The following is a 16,909-nucleotide window of genomic DNA, read 5'->3' as shown; positions in this document are numbered from 1 at the left end:
TACAGGTTCTACGGGTGAGCTTCAAACAGGCGAGGACCGATGACAAAAGCAAAAACAGGCAAATCGGCGGAAGGGTCGCGCAGTCGTTCGCAGATCATTGTGCTGTTCATCGCACTGATCGTGTTCATCATGCTGCTGTTCGCCAACTTCGCCTACCTCAACACCCAGGCCAACTACGACAAGCAGTACATCGGCCACGCCGGTGAGCTGCGCGTGCTGTCGCAGCGGATTGCCAAGAACGCCACTGAAGCCGCCGCCGGCAAGGCTGCCGCGTTCAAGTTGCTGAGCGATGCGCGTAACGATTTCGCCCAGCGCTGGGGTTACCTGAAGAAGGGCGATCCGGCCACCGGCCTGCCACCCGCGCCGGCCAGCGTGCGCCCGGAAATGCGCGCGGTGCAGCTGGACTGGGAACGCCTGCTGAAAAATACCGACGCGATTCTCTCCAGCGAACAGACCGTGCTCTCGCTGCATCAAGTCGCCGCGACGCTGGCCGAAACCGTGCCGCAGTTGCAGATCGAATACGAAAAAGTCGTCGAGATCCTTCTGCAACGCGGCGCGCCAGCCGCCCAAGTGGCGATGGCCCAGCGCCAATCGCTGCTCGCTGAACGCATTCTCGGCGCGGTCAACACCGTGCTCGCCGGCGACGAAAACTCGCAGCAGGCTGCCGACGCTTTTGGCCGCGATGCCACCCGTTTCGGCCAAGTCCTCAACGGCATGTTGCAGGGCAACCAGACCCTGAAAATCAGCCAGGTCGAAGACCGTGATGCCCGTGCGCGGCTGAGTGAAATTTCCGAGCTGTTCCAGTTCGTCTCCGGCTCGGTGGATGAAATCCTTGAAACCTCACCGGAACTGTTCAAGGTCCGGGAGTCGGCGAGCAACATTTTCAGCCTGTCGCAGACCCTGCTCGACGAAGCCTCGCACCTCGCTACCGGTTTCGAAAACCTTGCCGGCGGGCGCAACACCGACACCATCGGCGGCTACGTGCTGGGTTTGCTGGCGCTGGCCTCGATCATCCTGATCGGCATGGTCATGGTTCGTGAAACCAATCGCCAGTTGCGCGAGACCGCCGAGAAGAACGAACGCAACCAGAACGCGATCATGCGCCTGCTCGATGAGATCGAAGACCTCGCCGACGGCGACCTGACCGTGACCGCCTCGGTGACCGAAGACTTCACCGGGACCATCGCCGATTCGATCAACTACTCGGTCGATCAACTGCGCGATCTGGTCGCGACCATCAACCTCACCGCCGGCCAGGTCGCCGCCGCCGTGCAGGAAACCCAGGCCACCGCCATGCACCTGGCCCAGGCCTCGGAACATCAGGCGCAGCAGATCTCCGAAGCCTCGACCGCGATCAGCGACATGGCCCAGTCAATCGATCAGGTCTCGGCCAACGCCGCCGAGTCGTCGGCGGTGGCCGAGCGCTCGGTGGAAATCGCCAACAAGGGCAACGAGGTGGTGCACAACACCATCCACGGCATGGACAACATCCGCGAGCAGATTCAGGACACCGCCAAGCGCATCAAGCGCCTGGGCGAGTCGTCGCAGGAAATCGGCGACATCGTCAGCCTGATCGACGACATTGCCGACCAGACCAACATCCTCGCGCTCAACGCGGCGATTCAGGCCTCGATGGCCGGAGATGCCGGACGCGGTTTTGCCGTGGTCGCCGACGAAGTGCAGCGGCTGGCCGAGCGCTCGTCCGCGGCCACCCGGCAGATCGAAACTCTGGTGCGGGCGATTCAGGCTGACACCAACGAAGCGGTGATTTCCATGGAGCAGACCACCACCGAAGTGGTGCGCGGCGCGCGACTGGCGCAGGATGCCGGGGTGGCGCTGGAAGAAATCGAAGGCGTATCGAAGACCCTTGCCGCGCTGATTCAAAGCATCTCCAATGCGGCGCAGCAGCAGACCTCTTCGGCCGGGCAGATTTCCATGACGATGAATGTGATCCAGCAGATCACCACGCAGACGTCATCCGGCTCGACCGCCACCGCCGAGAGCATCGGCAATCTGGCGAAGATGGCCAGTCAGCTGCGTCGTTCGGTATCCGGTTTCACCTTGCCGTCGGCGTCCGCGACGGACAAGGCGTGAGTGGAGTGGTTATGGGTGACCGGCACGACTACGTGGCCCTCGAATGGGTCAAGGGTGAAATTGCCGAAACGCTGAGGCAGGCGCATCAGGCGATTGAAGCCGTGCTCGATGACCCGCAGGCCTCACCGGGGCTGGACGAGTGTCTGACGTATATTCATCAGGTGCACGGCAGCCTGCAGATGGTCGAGTTCTACGGCGCCGCTTTGCTCGCCGAAGAGATGGAGCATCTGGTCGAAGCCTTGCAGCAGGAGCGCGTCAGCCATCGTGACGAAGCCCTGCACCTGCTGCTGCAAGCCCTCGGGCAATTGCCGATCTACCTCGATCGCGTGCAGAGCGCCCGCCGCGACCTGCCGCTGGTGGTGCTGCCGCTGATCAACGATTTGCGCAGTGCACGCGGCGACAGCCTGCTCTCGGAAACCAGCCTGTTCAGCCCGCCCTTGCCGGACTTGCCGCCGTTGAGCGCACAAGCCTTGGCCGCGCTGGAGCCTCCCGACCTGCCCAATGTGCTGCGCAAATTGCGCCAGATGCTGCAAATGGCGCTGGTCGGTTTGCTGCGCGAGCAGGATGACCAGACCCACCTCGAATACCTGGCGAAAGTCTTCCAGCGCCTCGAAGCGCTGAGCTTTGACGCGCCGTTGAGTCCGCTGTGGCAGGTCGCTTCAGCCCTGGTCGAAGGCATGCGCGAAGGCGCCATCGCCAACAGTCCGGCGTTGCGCAGCCTGTTCAAGGACGCCGACAAGGAACTCAAGCGCCTGCTCGAACAGGGCATGCGCGGCCTCAACCAGCCGCCCCCGCCGGAGCTGCTGAAAAGCCTGCTGTTCTATATTGCCAAAGCCGAACATCCCACCGGGCAGATGCTGACCATGAAAGATCGCTACTCCCTGGACGACGCGTTGCCCGACAGCGCGATGGTCGACGAAGAACGCGCGCGTCTGGCCGGTCCCGACCGCGATGCGATGCGCTCGGTGCTGGCGGCATTGTGCGAAGAACTGGTGCGGGTCAAGGAGCGCCTCGACCTGTTCGTGCGCAGCGACCGTCAGCACACCTCCGATCTGGAGAGTCTGCTGGCGCCGCTGCGGCAGATCGCCGACACCCTCGCGGTGCTCGGTTTCGGCCAGCCGCGCAAAGTCATCATCGATCAACTGGCGGTGGTACTCGGCCTCGTTCAGGGCCAGCGCGAACCGAACGACGCGACCCTGATGGACGTGGCCGGCGCGCTGCTCTACGTCGAAGCCAACCTCGCCGGAATGGTCGGCACCGTAGAGCCGGAAAGCCCCGAAGACGCGCGCCTGCCGACCACTGATCTGACGCAGATCCATCAGATCGTGATCAAGGAAGCACGCATCTGCCTGCAACAGGCCAAGGACATGATCGTCGACTACATCGACGCCGACTGGGATCGCCAGCAACTGCAACCGCTGCCGGAACTGCTGACCCAGGTGCGCGGCGCGCTGGCGATGATTCCGCTGAGCCGCGCGGCGAGTCTGGTCGAGGCCTGCAACAGCTTTATTCGCGAACACTTGCTGCTGGATCCGCACGAGCCGGGCTGGCAGCAACTGGATCATCTCGCCGACGTCATCAGCAGCCTCGAGTATTACCTCGAACGCCTGAGCGACGACCCGCAAGCGCCGAATGAACAACTGCTGGATGTTGCACAGAAAAGCCTCGCCAGCCTGGGGTTCTTTCCACATGAGCAGCACGTGCCGCTGCTCGACGATGTACTCAGCCCCAGCGAAGCGCTGGTGATGCAGGACCTGCAGGCACTGGATGACCCCGAGACCGTGAAGTCGCTGGCCGAGGTGCTGGCCAGTCCGTTGTCGGCGGTCAACCCGCCGGCCTTGATCACCCCCGGCAACCTGATGCCGCCGCCCGCCGACGAAGAACCGGTGGACGATGAACTGCGCGAAGTGTTCCTCGAAGAGACCGACGAGGTGCTTGAGGTTCTGCACGAATACCTGCCGCGCTGGTCGGCCGACACCCATGACCGCGCCGCACTGACTGAATTGCGTCGGGCCTTTCACACCTTGAAGGGCAGCGGGCGCATGGTTCGCGCATTGATCCTTGGCGAGCTGGCGTGGGCCGTGGAAAACCTGCTCAACCGCGTGCTGGAGCACAGTGTCGAGCCAGGCGCGCAGGTGCAGCAGCTGCTCACCGACACAGTGTTGCTGCTGCCGGAGCTGATCAGCGAATTCGCCACGCACCGTCAGCGTCAACGCAACGATGTCGATCAACTGGCGGCCCGCGCGCATGCGCTGGCCAAAGGCGTCGAGCCGCTGGCAGCCGAAGACGTCGACGACGTGGCGGCTCTCGACCCGCTGTTGCTGGAGATTTTCCGCAACGAGGCCGAAACCCACCTCGCCAGCCTCAACCGCTTCCTCGATCAGGCCGCCGAGCATGTGCCGCTGCCGGCCAGCGACGAATTGCAACGCGCCTTGCACACGCTCAAGGGCAGTGCGTCGATGGCCGGGGTGTTGCCGATTGCCGAACTGGCGGCGCCGCTGGATAAGCTGGCGCGCGAGTTCAAGGCACACCAGTTGCCGCTGGATCTCGATGAAGTGGAATTGCTCCTCGAAGCCGAAGGCCTGTTCCGCGTCGGTCTGCGCCAGCTCAAGCACGATCCGCTGGCGCCGATTGTCGGCGCACAGTCGCTGATCAAACGCACCGAAGCGCTGCTGGCCGAGCGCCTGGAAGCGATCCTCAACGCGCCGAACACCGGTCTGCGGATCAAGCGCGATGCGCAACTGATCAACAACTTCCTCGCCCAGGGCATGGACATCCTGCTCGACGCCGAAAGCCTGTTGCAGCGTTGGCAACAACACCCCGGCGAGCGCCAGGAACTCAGCGCGCTGCTGGATGAACTGACCACCCTCGGCGAAGGCGCGCACCTCGCCGATCTGCTGCCGGTGGACGTGTTGTGCGAAGCCTTGCTCGACCTCTATGGCGCCGTCGAAGAAAGCAGCCTGGCGGTCAGCGACAGGTTTTTCCAGGAGGCGCAGAACGCCCACGAAGCGTTGATCAACATGCTCGACGAACTGGCTGCAGGCCAGGAAATTACCCCACAGCCGCAGCGCGTCCGCGCCCTGCACGAACTGCTCGATGAAAGCCTCGACCCGACCGCCATGGGGCTGATTCGCAGCGACGGCAGCCGCACCTTGAGCATCAGCGAACTGGGCGCCGCGACCGCCGAACTCGCCCATGCCAATGCCGAGACCGCACCCGACGACGAGATCGTTGAAATCTTCCTCGAAGAAGCGGTGGATATTCTCGACAGTGCCGGTCAGGCCTTGCAGCGTTGGGTGAGCGACCCGGACAACGCTGCGCCGCTGTCATCGTTGCAGCGCGATTTGCACACCCTAAAGGGCGGCGCGCGGATGGCCGAAGTCGATGCCATCGGCGATCTGGCCCATGAGCTGGAAAGTCTTTATGAAGGTCTGGTGGATCGTCGCCACAGTTACAGCGAGCTGCTTGGGCGCTTGCTGCACAAAAGTCACGACCGCTTGGCGCAGTTGCTCGAACAGTTGCAGAACCATCAGGCGCTGACCCCGGCGCAAGACCTGATCGAAGCGATCCGCCAGTTCCGCCAGGGCCAGTCCGGCAGTCCCGAAACGGCGCAGCCGACGGCTGAACACGACAGCGCGGCGCATGATCCGGAGCTGCTGGAAATCTTCCTCGAAGAAGGTTTCGACATCATTGAAAGCTCCGGCGCCGCGCTGTTGCGCTGGCAGGCCGAGCCGGGCAATCGCCAGGAAGTGGAAACCCTGCTGCGCGATCTGCACACCCTCAAGGGCGGTGCGCGGATGGTCGAGATCGGCCCGATCGGCGACCTCGCCCATGAGCTCGAATACCTTTACGAAAGCCTCGCCACCGGCGTGCTGCAACCGTCCGCCGAACTGTTCGCGCTGGTGCAGCGCGGGCATGACCGGCTGGCGCAAATGCTTGATGGCGTGCGTGCCGGGCAGCCATGCCCACCGGCGGATCGGCTGATCAACGCGATCCAGAATTTCAGCCACCCGGTGACTCTCGACACGCCACCGCTGCTGCCGATTCCGGCCAAGACCGAGCCTGCGGCACCCGCCGTCGATGCCGGCGCGGACATGGTCAAGGTCTCCGCCGAACTGCTCGATGAGCTGGTCAACCTCGCCGGGGAAACCTCGATTTTCCGTGGACGTATCGAGCAGCAAGTCAGCGATGCGCAAACCGCGCTGAACGAGATGGAAACCACCATCGAGCGCATGCGCGATCAGTTGCGCCGGCTCGACACAGAAACCCAGGGGCGGATTCTCAGCCGCCAGCAAGTCGATGCTGAACGCCTCGGCTACGAAGAATTCGATCCGCTGGAAATGGACCGCCATTCACAGTTGCAGCAACTGTCGCGGGCGCTGTTCGAATCCGCTTCCGACTTGCTCGATCTCAAGGAAACCCTCGACCGCCGCAACCACGACGCCGAGAACCTGTTGCAGCAACAGGGGCGGATCAACACCGAGTTGCAGGAAGGCCTGATGCGCACGCGCATGGTGCCGTTCGAACGGATGCTGCCGCGCCTCAAACGCATCGTGCGGCAGGTCGCGGAAGAGTTGAACAAAGACGTCGCATTCATCATCGGCAACGCCGAAGGCGAGATGGATCGCAACGTGCTGGAGCGCATGGCCGCGCCGTTGGAGCACATGCTGCGCAACGCCGTCGACCATGGTCTGGAGTCGGCCGAAGTGCGGCTGGCGGCGGGCAAACCGGCGCAGGGTACGATCACCCTCGACCTGACCCGCGAGGGCGGTGACATCGTTTTCGATATTCGCGACGATGGTGCCGGGGTGCCGCTGGACGCGGTGCGGCGCAAGGCAATCAAGCGCGGCCTGCTGGCACCGGACGCCGAAATCAGCGACCGCGACGTGCTGCAGTTCATCCTGCAGCCGGGGTTCTCCACGGCGGAAAAGATCACCCAGATTTCCGGGCGCGGCGTTGGCATGGACGTGGTTCATGAGGAAGTCCGCCAGCTCGGCGGCACCATGAGCATCGATTCGGTGCCGGGGCAGGGCGTGCACTTCCGCATTCGTCTGCCGTTCACCGTATCGGTCAACCGCGCGCTGATGGTGCAGTGCGGCGAGGATCAATACGCGATTCCGCTGAACACCATCGAAGGCATCGTCCGCGTGTTGCCGAATGATCTGGAAGGGCACTACCGCAACGATCCGCCGAGCTACCACTACGCCGGTCAGCGCTACGAGTTGTGCTATCTGGGCGAACTGCTGAAAACCGCGCCACGCCCGAAACTGCTCGGCCAGAGCCTGCCGTTGCCGGTGCTGCTGGTGCAGTGCAATGACCGGCACATCGCGGTGCAGGTCGATGCGATGGCCGGCACTCGCGAGATCGTGGTCAAGAGCCTCGGCCCGCAGTTCGCGGCGGTGCAGGGCGTGTCCGGGGCGACGATTCTTGGCGATGGCCGGGTGGTGCTGATTCTTGATTTGCTCGCACCGATCCGCGCGATGCAGGCGCGGGTTGCGCAGCGTCCGGCGCAGGCGGAAATCGACAGCGAACCGCAGAAGCCACTGCTGGTGCTGGTGGTCGACGACTCGGTGACCGTGCGCAAGGTCACCAGCCGTTTGCTCGAACGCCACGGCATGAATGTGCTGACCGCCAAGGACGGTGTCGACGCCATGTTGCTGCTCGAAGAACACATGCCCGACCTGATGCTGCTCGACATCGAAATGCCGCGCATGGACGGCTTCGAAGTCGCCACCCAGGTACGCAATGACGAACGCCTGCAACACCTGCCGATCATCATGATCACCTCGCGCACCGGGCAGAAACACCGCGACCGCGCGATGGCCATCGGCGTCAACGACTACCTTGGCAAGCCGTATCAGGAATCGGTGCTGCTCGAAAGCATTGCCCACTGGAGCAAGAAACATGCATGAGCGTCGCCACAACGCGCGCACCAGCCAACTCACCGGCCTGCTGCTGCCACTGGCCGATCGCAACCTGATCCTGCCCAACGTCGCCGTCGCCGAACTGATCGACTACCAGGCCAGCGCCTTCGACCTCGACACCCCGCCGTGGTATCTGGGGCGGGTGAGCTGGCGCGAACGGCAAATTCCGCTGCTGAGTTTCGAGTCGGCCTGCGGGCAGAAAATCGTCATCGGCGAACGCGCGCGGATCGTCATCCTCAATGCCCTTGGTGGGCTGCCGCAGCTGAAATTCATTGCGCTGCTGGTGCAGGGGATCCCGCGTTCGTACAAGCTCGACAGTCAGTTGAGTTATGTCGATGTGCCGTTGTGTGCGCTGGAACAGGCGGCGGTGCAGGTCGGGGAACAGGTGGCGAAGGTGCCGGATTTGTTGGGGTTGGAGCAGTTGTTGGTGGAGGCGGGGCTGGTCCACTGATCCAGAATTTGCGGTGATCTTGCTGGCCTCTTCGCGAGCAAGCTCGCTCCCACATTGGAACTTCAGTGAACACAGATTTTGGACACGACACAGATCCCCTGTGGGAGCGAGCTTGCTCGCGAAGGCGCCAGTCGCTTCACTCTGATCCGACAGACAAGCCCTCAATTTCTACAGCGCAATAAACACCATTCAGCACAGCTGTTTAAAGACACTCAGTGTTACGCCTAATCCGCCTACAAATCCTTGCGCCGCTGCCTACGCATGCACCAGAATCCGCCGGCTTGTGCGCCTTGGGCATGCTGCGTAACTTGATTCCGTCACTGATTTCCAGTGATCGGGTTTAGCAGCCCGTGGTTAATCTAAGGGTGCACATACATCATCGTCAGGCTCAGTGCCTGCATTCGATGGCGGCTGTGCGCAGGGCGCTTCGGTGCGCCGGCTTCCTTAGGTTCCCCGGTCTGCTAACCTGCGTTCAGCTGCCACCCCTTCTTTTAGCAGAGAAGCGGTTCCAGCTTTATTTCGGAACCTGAGAATGATTAAACCAACACCAAGTCCGCCGCCAACAGATGCGGCATCCCCTTACGAAGCCCCCGACTCCAAGAAATTCCACGAAGCCGCCGAGCGCGCCCTCGACCATTACCTCGGCCCGCCAAAACCCGACCTCATGGCCACGCCCTACACCCCCAACACGCTGTACATGGCCAACCCCGACGCCGACAGCGAATCCCTGCTGGCCGACGCCAGCGAATCACTCGGCTCGGCCACGGTCATGCTCAATAATCATGCGGCGCTGGTTGAAGGCTCGCACCGCAAGACGTTGCAGGGTATTGCTCAGGTGGTGATGGTGGCGGAAATGGCGGTCAATCGGGTGTTGGACAAGCTGGTGCCAACTGGCTGAGTCATGCGGTGATAGCACTGGCCCCTTCGCGAGCAAGCCCGCTCCCACAGGGGGATCTCCAGTGGATGCAGATGTTGTGTACGACAAAGATCCCCCTATGGGAGCGGGCTTGCTCGCGAATGCGTCAGCGAACGTTACGCTCAGCGTAATGATTCACCGCCGCGCTTGATTGATGCGCCCCGCTCACACGCCTACCTTGGCTCCACAACAGCGAACCCCGTGGAGTGAGCATGACAACAACAATTTCCCCCGACTCGCGCTGGACGCGGCGGCGTGACGAGAAGCAGCGGCGTCTCGACAAGGTGCGCGGGCTGGCCGATGGTGTGGTGTTGCCCAGCGACAAGATCGTCGCGGCGCTTGAAGCGTTGATCCATCCCGGCGACCGGGTGGTGCTGGAGGGCAACAACCAGAAGCAGGCGGATTTCCTTTCCCGTTCGCTGGCCAAAGCCGATCCGGCCAAGCTGCATGATCTGCACATGATCATGCCCAGCGTCGGTCGCTCCGAACACCTTGATCTGTTCGAACGCGGCATCGCCCGCAAGCTCGATTTCTCCTTCGCCGGCACCCAGAGCCTGCGCATCAGCCAGTTGCTCGAAGACGGCCTGCTGGAAATCGGCGCGATTCACACCTACATCGAACTCTACGCGCGGCTGGTGGTGGACCTGATTCCCAACGTCGTGCTCTCGGCCGGGTTCATGGCCGACCGCGCCGGCAATATCTACACCGGCCCCAGCACCGAAGACACCCCGGCACTGATCGAACCGGCCGCGTTCAGCGACGGCATCGTCATTGTCCAGGTCAACCAGTTGGTCGATGACGTCAGCGAACTGCCGCGCGTCGACATCCCGGCCTCATGGGTGGATTTCGTGGTGGTGGCCGACAAGCCGTTCTACATCGAGCCGCTGTTCACCCGCGACCCACGGCACATCAAACCGGTGCACGTGTTGATGGCGATGATGGCGATCCGTGGGATCTACGAAAAACACAACGTGCAGTCGCTCAACCACGGCATCGGTTTCAACACCGCCGCGATCGAATTGATTCTGCCGACCTACGGCGAATCCCTCGGCCTCAAAGGCAAGATCTGCCGCAACTGGACGCTCAATCCGCACCCGACGCTGATCCCGGCGATCGAGAGCGGCTGGGTCGAAAGCGTGCATTGTTTCGGCACCGAACTGGGCATGGAAAACTACATCGCCGCGCGCCCGGACGTGTTCTTCACCGGGCGCGACGGCTCGCTGCGTTCCAACCGGATGTTCTGCCAACTCGCCGGGCAGTACGCGGTGGATCTGTTTATCGGCGCAACATTGCAGGTCGATGGCGACGGCCATTCCTCGACCGTGACCCGTGGCCGCCTCGCCGGTTTCGGCGGCGCGCCGAACATGGGCCACGACCCGCGCGGTCGCCGTCACGGCACCCCGGCATGGCTCGACATGCGTCACGACGACTCGCAGCAACCGATGCTCGAACGCGGCAAGAAACTCGTGGTGCAAATGGTCGAGACCTTCCAGGAGGGTGGCAAACCGACCTTCGTTGAAACCCTCGACGCGGTGGAAGTGGCGAAGAAAAGCGGCATGCCACTGGCGCCGATCATGATCTACGGCGACGACGTCACCCACCTGCTCACTGAAGAAGGCATCGCCTACCTGTACAAGGCGCGCTCGCTGGAAGAGCGCCAGGCGATGATCGCAGCGGTGGCCGGCGTGACCGCCATCGGTCTGCGCCACAACCCGAAAGACACCGAACGCATGCGCCGCGAAGGCCTGATCGCTTTACCCGAAGACCTCGGCATCCGCCGCACCGATGCCACCCGCGAACTGCTGGCGGCGAAAAGCGTGGCCGATCTGGTCGAGTGGTCCGGCGGCCTCTACAACCCGCCCGCCAAGTTCAGGAGCTGGTAATGCACGCACTCAACCTGCAAGCGAAACCCCTGAGCCTGAGCGAACGCCTGGCCGATCTGGCGGTGGATGCGCTGATCGACGAAGCCGATCTGTCGCCAAAACCGGCGCTGGTCGACCGGCGTGGCAATGGCGCGCACACCGATCTGCACCTGGGGCTGATGCACGCTTCGGCGCTGTCGTTGTGGCCGGCGTTCAAGGAAATGGCTGAAGCGGCGGTGGACATCGGAGAAGTCGATTCAACGTTGCGCGAAGCGATTGGTCGGATCGGCCGTGAAGGCGAGCAAGCCATGCTCACGACCACCAACGGCGTGAACACCCATCGCGGTGCCATTTGGGCCTTGGGGTTGTTGATCACCGCCGCGGCACTGGAACCTAAATCCAGCGGCGCCAGTGCCGTCGCCGTACGCGCTGCGCGATTGGCTTTAATCGATGACCGCCACGCACCGCGCCCACTCAGCCACGGCGCGCAAGTTGCCCTGCGCTACGGCGCACGCGGTGCCCGCGAAGAAGCGCAACTTGGCTTCCCGTCCGTGCTGCAACGTGGCCTGCCGCAACTCAAACGCAGCCGCGCCAGCGGCCACGGCGAGCAGAACGCCCGGCTCGATGCGCTGCTGGCGATCATGACCGATCTGGCCGACACCTGCGTGCTCTACCGCGCCGGTGAACAAGGTCTGCAGGCCATGCAACATGGCGCGCAAGCGGTGCTCGACGCTGGCGGCAGCGCCAGCCTCACCGGGCGTCGGCGCCTGCACGAACTGGATCAACAACTCATCGCATTGAATGCCTCGCCCGGTGGCGCCGCCGACTTGCTCGCCGCCACGCTGCTGCTCGACCGTATCGAGCGCGACGGCATCCTTCAGGGAGCGTTTTGATGGAAACCTTATCCTTTGAATTCCCCGCCGGGCAGCCGCCACGCGGGCGGGCGCTGGTCGGTTGTGTCGGCTCGGGCGATCTGGAAGTGCTGATCGAACCGGGTCTGGCCGGCAAGCTGACGATCAATGTGCAGACCTCGGTCAACGGTGCGCAGCAGCGCTGGCAGCATCTGTTCGCGCGGATGTTCGACGGCACCACGCCGCCAGCGCTGGCCATCGATATTCACGATTTCGGCGCCACGCCGGGTGTGGTGCGTTTGCGCCTGGAACAAGGTTTCGAGGAGCTCGGCCATGACTGACAGCGCAGCGTTGCTCAACAAACACAGCTTCGTCGAACTCGGCGCACGGCAACGGGCGAAAGCCTTGCTCGACGCCGGGACCTTCCGCGAATTGCTCGACCCGTTTCAACGGGTCATGTCGCCATGGCTCGAACGCCAGGGCGTGGTGCCGCAGGCCGATGACGGCGTGGTGATCGCCAAGGGCAGCCTCGACGGTTTGCCGGTGGTCATTGCCGCAATTGAAGGCGCGTTTCAGGGCGGCAGCCTCGGCGAAGTCGGCGGGGCGAAGATTGCCGGGGCGCTGGAACTGGCCGCCGAAGACAACCGCAAAGGCATCCCGACCCGCGCTGTGTTGCTGCTGGAAACCGGTGGCGTGCGTTTGCAGGAGGCCAATCTCGGGCTGGCGGCGATTGCCGATATTCATGCGGCGATTGTCGATTTGCAGCAGTACCAACCGGTGGTCGGTGTGGTCGCGGGCAGCGTCGGCTGTTTCGGCGGCATGTCGATTGCCGCCGCGCTGTGCAGCTATTTGCTGGTGACCCAGGAAGCACGCCTCGGCCTCAACGGCCCGCAAGTGATCGAGCAGGAGGCCGGGATCGAAGAATACGACTCCCGCGACCGGCCCTTCATCTGGAGCCTGACCGGTGGCGAGCAGCGTTTCGCCAGTGGTCTGGTGGATCGTTATGTCGCCGATGATGTGGCGCAGATCCGTCAGCAGGTCGGTGAACTGTTGCAACAAGGCTTGCCAACCCAGCCGCGCAGTCAGCGCGCCGATTGGTTTCTGCAACGCCTGAACCGTTTGGACACCGCCAAGCAAATCGAACCGTCGGTGGTTCGCGATCTGTATCAAGGAGAGCGCTCATGAGTGGTTATTCCGTGCGCGGTTTGAACTGGTTCAACGCCCTGAGCGCTGGTGCGAAAGCGGTCGAAGGTTTGCCGCCATCGTTGAAGGTCGCCGACGGCGAACTTGGGCGGTTTATCGCGGTGGTCGCTGACCCGGACAACCGTTTCCCACGGGCTCGCAACGGTGAAGTCGGCTTGCTCGAAGGCTGGGGTCTGGCCAAGGCTGTGGATGACGTGATCACGGCAGATCGCGACGAAGCGCAGAAGCGCCCGATCATCGCCATCGTCGATGTTCCGAGCCAGGCTTACGGTCGTCGCGAAGAAGCCCTCGGCATTCATCAGGCCCTGGCCGGGGCGGCGGACAGTTATGCCCGCGCCCGTCTGGCCGGGCATCCGGTGATTGCGCTGCTGGTGGGCAAGGCCATGTCCGGGGCGTTTCTTGCCCACGGTTATCAGGCCAACCGCTTGATTGCCCTGCGCGATCCAGGAGTAATGGTGCATGCGATGGGCAAGGCCTCGGCGGCGCGAGTGACGCTGCGTAGTGTCGAGGAACTGGAAGCACTGGCCGCCAGCGTGCCGCCGATGGCCTATGACATCGACAGCTACGCCAGCCTCGGATTGCTCTGGGAAACCTTGTCGGTGCAGCAGATCGAGCAGCCGACGGCGGAGGATCTGGCGCGGGTGACCGAGTGCCTGAAACAGGCCATCGGCGATATCGCCAGCACTGACCTGAGCAACCGTCTCGGCGCGAAAAACCGTGAAGCCTCCAGCCGCGTGCGTGAACTGCTGAGGGCGCAGTGGTGAACATGCCACTGGCTCACGACCTGCTCTGGGGCATGACCCCGGCGCAGTTGCCGGCGGATGCGCCGCAGTGGGCAATCGAGTCGTTGGCTGCCGGGCAACCGGTGGTGGTTCGGCGCGCGGTGGGCGCAGAAGGTTGGGTCGCGGTGGGCATTCGCGGTGCGTTGCGTGAGCAGCGGCTGGCGGCGTTTATGGCGCTCGATTCGATTGCCTGTCGGGTCAGCCCCGAAGCGCTTTGTCATGTCGATTGCGAGCGCGATCTGCCAGTGATGCAGGCGCTCAAACAACTGCGGCCAATGCTCGATGACTGCGGCTGGGTCTGGGGTGTCAGCGGCAGTGTCGGGTTTGAGTTGGCCAGTGGTTTTACCGCGATGCACGCGGCCAGTGACCTCGATCTGATTCTGCGGACACCGCAACTGATCACGCGTAATCAGGCACGCAAATTGGTCGCGGTTTTTGATCAAGCCGTGTGCCGAGTCGACATGCAATTGCAGACGCCGTTCGGTGCAGTCGCGTTGCGCGAATGGGCCGGCGGGTCTGCACGGGTGTTGCTGAAAAACGCCCATCAAGCCTGTCTGGTCACTGATCCGTGGAACCCGCAGGAGCAGGCAGCGTGAGCAGCCTGTTGGTGTTCCCCGGCCAGGGTGCGCAACAACCGGGCATGCTCCAGCGTTTGCCTCGGGAAGCGTTGATCGAGGCCAGCGACGTGCTCGGTGAAGACGTCGCGCTGCTCGATTCTGCCGATGCGTTACGCAGCACCCGGGCGGTTCAGCTGTGCCTGTTGATCGCCGGGGTCGCTGCTTCACGACAATTGCTGCAGGACGGACTCACGGCGGATTACGTCGCCGGCCTGTCCATCGGTGCGTACCCGGCAGCGGTGGTCGCCGGGGCCTTGAGCTTCAGTGACGCGTTGCATCTGGTCAGCCTGCGTGGCGAGTTGATGCAGCAGGCTTATCCACAAGGCTTTGGCATGACCGCAATCATCGGTCTGCAATTAGCCACCGTCGAAACGCTGCTGGCGCAGGTGCACAGTGCGGAGTCGCCGGTGTACCTGGCCAACATCAACGCCGATAACCAGGTGGTGATTGCCGGCAGCGACGCGGCGATGCAAGCGGTGGCCGAACTGGCGCGCAGTCGTGGCGCCGGTCTGGCCAAACGCCTGGCGGTGAGCGTGCCGTCACACTGTCCGTTGCTGGAAGCGCCGGCGCAAACCCTCGCCGAAGCCTTCGCCAACGTTGCACTGAAGACCCCGAAAATCGCTTACCTGAGTGGCAGCCGCGCGCGTCCGCTGATCAAGCCTGATGCCTTGCGCGACGACCTCGCTTTCAACATGTGCCGCGTGGTGGACTGGCGCGGCACCGTGCAAAGCGCTTACGAGCGCGGCGTGCGGCTACAGATCGAACTGTCGCCCGGTGCGGTGCTGACCGGGCTGGCGCGCCGGGTGTTTGAATCGGGCACGGTCACTGCCTTCGACAGTGCGCGTCTGGACACCTTGCAGGCGCTTTTGCGAGAGGAGGGTGGCCGCCGACCATAAACCGCCGCGACTCAGGCTTCGAACAACAAAAACAACATTCGACGATGCACTTTGAGGACTACAACAATGATTATTTACGGTGTGGCGCTGCTGGCGATCTGTACGCTGGCAGGGGTGATCATGGGCGACATGCTCGGTGTGCTGCTGGGCGTCAAATCCAACGTCGGCGGGGTCGGCATCGCCATGATCCTGCTGATCTGCGCGCGGTTGTGGATGCAGAAACGCGGCGGCATGACCAAGGATTGCGAAATGGGCGTCGGCTTCTGGGGCGCGATGTACATTCCGGTGGTGGTGGCGATGGCCGCGCAACAGAACGTCGTCACCGCCCTGCACGGTGGCCCGGTGGCGGTGCTCGCGGCAATCGGTTCGGTGGTGGTGTGTGGTTGCACGATTGCCTTGATCAGCCGCACCCATAAAGGCGAACCGTTGCCCGACGAACCGGTGGAAGTCACTCCGGTCGGCACCCCGGTAGGAGGCCGCTGACATGTGGGCACTCATTGAAAACGGTCTGGAACACAACGGTCTGGTCACTGCCTTCGCTTTCGTCGGCGTGATCATGTGGGTCTCGGTGGTTCTCTCGAAACGCCTGACGTTCGGGCGCATTCACGGCTCGGCGATTGCCATCGTCATCGGTCTGGTGCTGGCCTGGGTCGGCGGCACCCTGACTGGCGGCCAGAAAGGCCTGGCGGATCTGACGCTGTTCTCCGGCATCGGCCTGATGGGCGGGGCGATGCTGCGTGATTTCGCGATTGTGGCGACTGCGTTCGAAGTGCAGGCGACCGAGGCGAAGAAGGCCGGGTTGATCGGCGTGATCGCGCTGCTGCTCGGTACGATCCTGCCGTTCATTGTCGGCGCGTGCATGGCCTGGGCCTTCGGGTATCGCGATGCGGTGAGCATGACCACGATCGGCGCGGGCGCGGTGACCTATATCGTCGGGCCGGTGACCGGCGCGGCGATTGGCGCGACCTCGGATGTGATGGCGCTGTCGATTGCCACCGGATTGATCAAGGCGATTCTGGTGATGGTCGGCACCCCGGTCGCAGCGCGCTGGATGGGCCTGGATAACCCGCGTTCGGCGATGGTGTTCGGCGGTCTGGCCGGGACGGTGAGCGGGGTAACTGCGGGGCTGGCGGCGACGGATCGGCGGTTGGTGCCTTATGGGGCGTTGACGGCGACGTTCCACACTGGGCTTGGCTGTTTGCTGGGGCCATCGCTGTTGTTCTTCATTGTTCGCGGTATTGTTGGCTAGATACGGAATTTGAGTTGTCTGGGCTGACGCTTTCGCGAGCAAGCCCGCTCCCACATTTGGAATG

General features: G+C 63.3%; 13 protein-coding genes. All 13 read left to right on the top strand.

What is annotated here, in order from left to right:
- The first annotated feature begins 39 nt into the window (after positions 1–39).
- The 13 genes from NTD85_RS14635 to madM all read left to right on the top strand — a co-directional run bounded on the left by NTD85_RS14635 (position 40) and on the right by madM (position 16,845).
- A complete protein-coding gene (locus NTD85_RS14635; protein ID WP_262142501.1) occupies positions 40–2,094 on the top strand; it encodes a methyl-accepting chemotaxis protein in 2,055 nt (684 codons plus the stop codon).
- Between the two features lie 11 nt (positions 2,095–2,105).
- Positions 2,106–8,006, top strand: coding sequence for an Hpt domain-containing protein (locus tag NTD85_RS14630; RefSeq protein ID WP_262142500.1), 5,901 nt, complete (start codon positions 2,106–2,108; stop codon positions 8,004–8,006).
- Positions 7,999–8,469, top strand: a complete 471-nt coding sequence (locus tag NTD85_RS14625; RefSeq protein WP_027610587.1) for a chemotaxis protein CheW — start codon at positions 7,999–8,001, stop codon at positions 8,467–8,469. The genes NTD85_RS14630 and NTD85_RS14625 overlap by 8 nt, the downstream gene beginning before the upstream one ends.
- Before the next feature lie 532 nt (positions 8,470–9,001).
- A complete protein-coding gene (locus NTD85_RS14620; protein WP_262142499.1) occupies positions 9,002–9,367 on the top strand; it encodes a DUF6124 family protein in 366 nt (121 codons plus the stop codon).
- 230 nt (positions 9,368–9,597) lie between these two features.
- Positions 9,598–11,268 carry a malonate decarboxylase subunit alpha gene (gene mdcA, locus NTD85_RS14615; RefSeq protein WP_095137524.1) on the top strand — a complete coding sequence of 557 codons (1,671 nt, stop codon included), beginning with the start codon at positions 9,598–9,600 and terminating at the stop codon, positions 11,266–11,268.
- Positions 11,268–12,140 carry a triphosphoribosyl-dephospho-CoA synthase gene (locus tag NTD85_RS14610; protein WP_262142498.1) on the top strand — a complete coding sequence of 291 codons (873 nt, stop codon included), beginning with the start codon at positions 11,268–11,270 and terminating at the stop codon, positions 12,138–12,140. Before mdcA ends, NTD85_RS14610 begins: the two co-directional genes overlap by 1 nt.
- The gene (locus NTD85_RS14605) at positions 12,140–12,439 is read left to right on the top strand and encodes a malonate decarboxylase subunit delta (protein WP_201136362.1); all 300 of its coding nucleotides are present in this window, start codon (positions 12,140–12,142) and stop codon (positions 12,437–12,439) included. The genes NTD85_RS14610 and NTD85_RS14605 overlap by 1 nt, the downstream gene beginning before the upstream one ends.
- Positions 12,432–13,283, top strand: a complete 852-nt coding sequence (locus NTD85_RS14600; protein WP_003229072.1) for a biotin-independent malonate decarboxylase subunit beta — start codon at positions 12,432–12,434, stop codon at positions 13,281–13,283. Before NTD85_RS14605 ends, NTD85_RS14600 begins: the two co-directional genes overlap by 8 nt.
- Positions 13,280–14,065: a biotin-independent malonate decarboxylase subunit gamma gene (gene mdcE / locus NTD85_RS14595; RefSeq protein ID WP_262142497.1), complete on the top strand. Its 786-nt coding sequence runs from the start codon at positions 13,280–13,282 to the stop codon at positions 14,063–14,065. Before NTD85_RS14600 ends, mdcE begins: the two co-directional genes overlap by 4 nt.
- Positions 14,059–14,679 carry a malonate decarboxylase holo-ACP synthase gene (locus tag NTD85_RS14590; RefSeq protein WP_262142496.1) on the top strand — a complete coding sequence of 207 codons (621 nt, stop codon included), beginning with the start codon at positions 14,059–14,061 and terminating at the stop codon, positions 14,677–14,679. The genes mdcE and NTD85_RS14590 overlap by 7 nt, the downstream gene beginning before the upstream one ends.
- The gene (mdcH, locus tag NTD85_RS14585) at positions 14,676–15,596 is read left to right on the top strand and encodes a malonate decarboxylase subunit epsilon (RefSeq protein WP_262142495.1); all 921 of its coding nucleotides are present in this window, start codon (positions 14,676–14,678) and stop codon (positions 15,594–15,596) included. The genes NTD85_RS14590 and mdcH overlap by 4 nt, the downstream gene beginning before the upstream one ends.
- A gap of 66 nt (positions 15,597–15,662) precedes the next feature.
- The gene (gene madL / locus NTD85_RS14580; protein ID WP_003229065.1) at positions 15,663–16,079 is read left to right on the top strand and encodes a malonate transporter subunit MadL; all 417 of its coding nucleotides are present in this window, start codon (positions 15,663–15,665) and stop codon (positions 16,077–16,079) included.
- A 1-nt stretch (position 16,080) separates the two neighbouring features.
- Positions 16,081–16,845 (top strand): malonate transporter subunit MadM, encoded by a 765-nt coding sequence (madM, locus tag NTD85_RS14575; protein ID WP_247839794.1) that lies wholly within the window; start codon positions 16,081–16,083, stop codon positions 16,843–16,845.
- Positions 16,846–16,909: the final 64 nt, after the last annotated feature.

Source organism: Pseudomonas sp. 13B_3.2_Bac1 (assembly GCF_025466205.1).
Classification (GTDB): Bacteria; Pseudomonadota; Gammaproteobacteria; order Pseudomonadales; family Pseudomonadaceae; genus Aquipseudomonas; species Aquipseudomonas fluorescens_H.
This window is presented reverse-complemented; position numbering and strand designations above follow the sequence as displayed.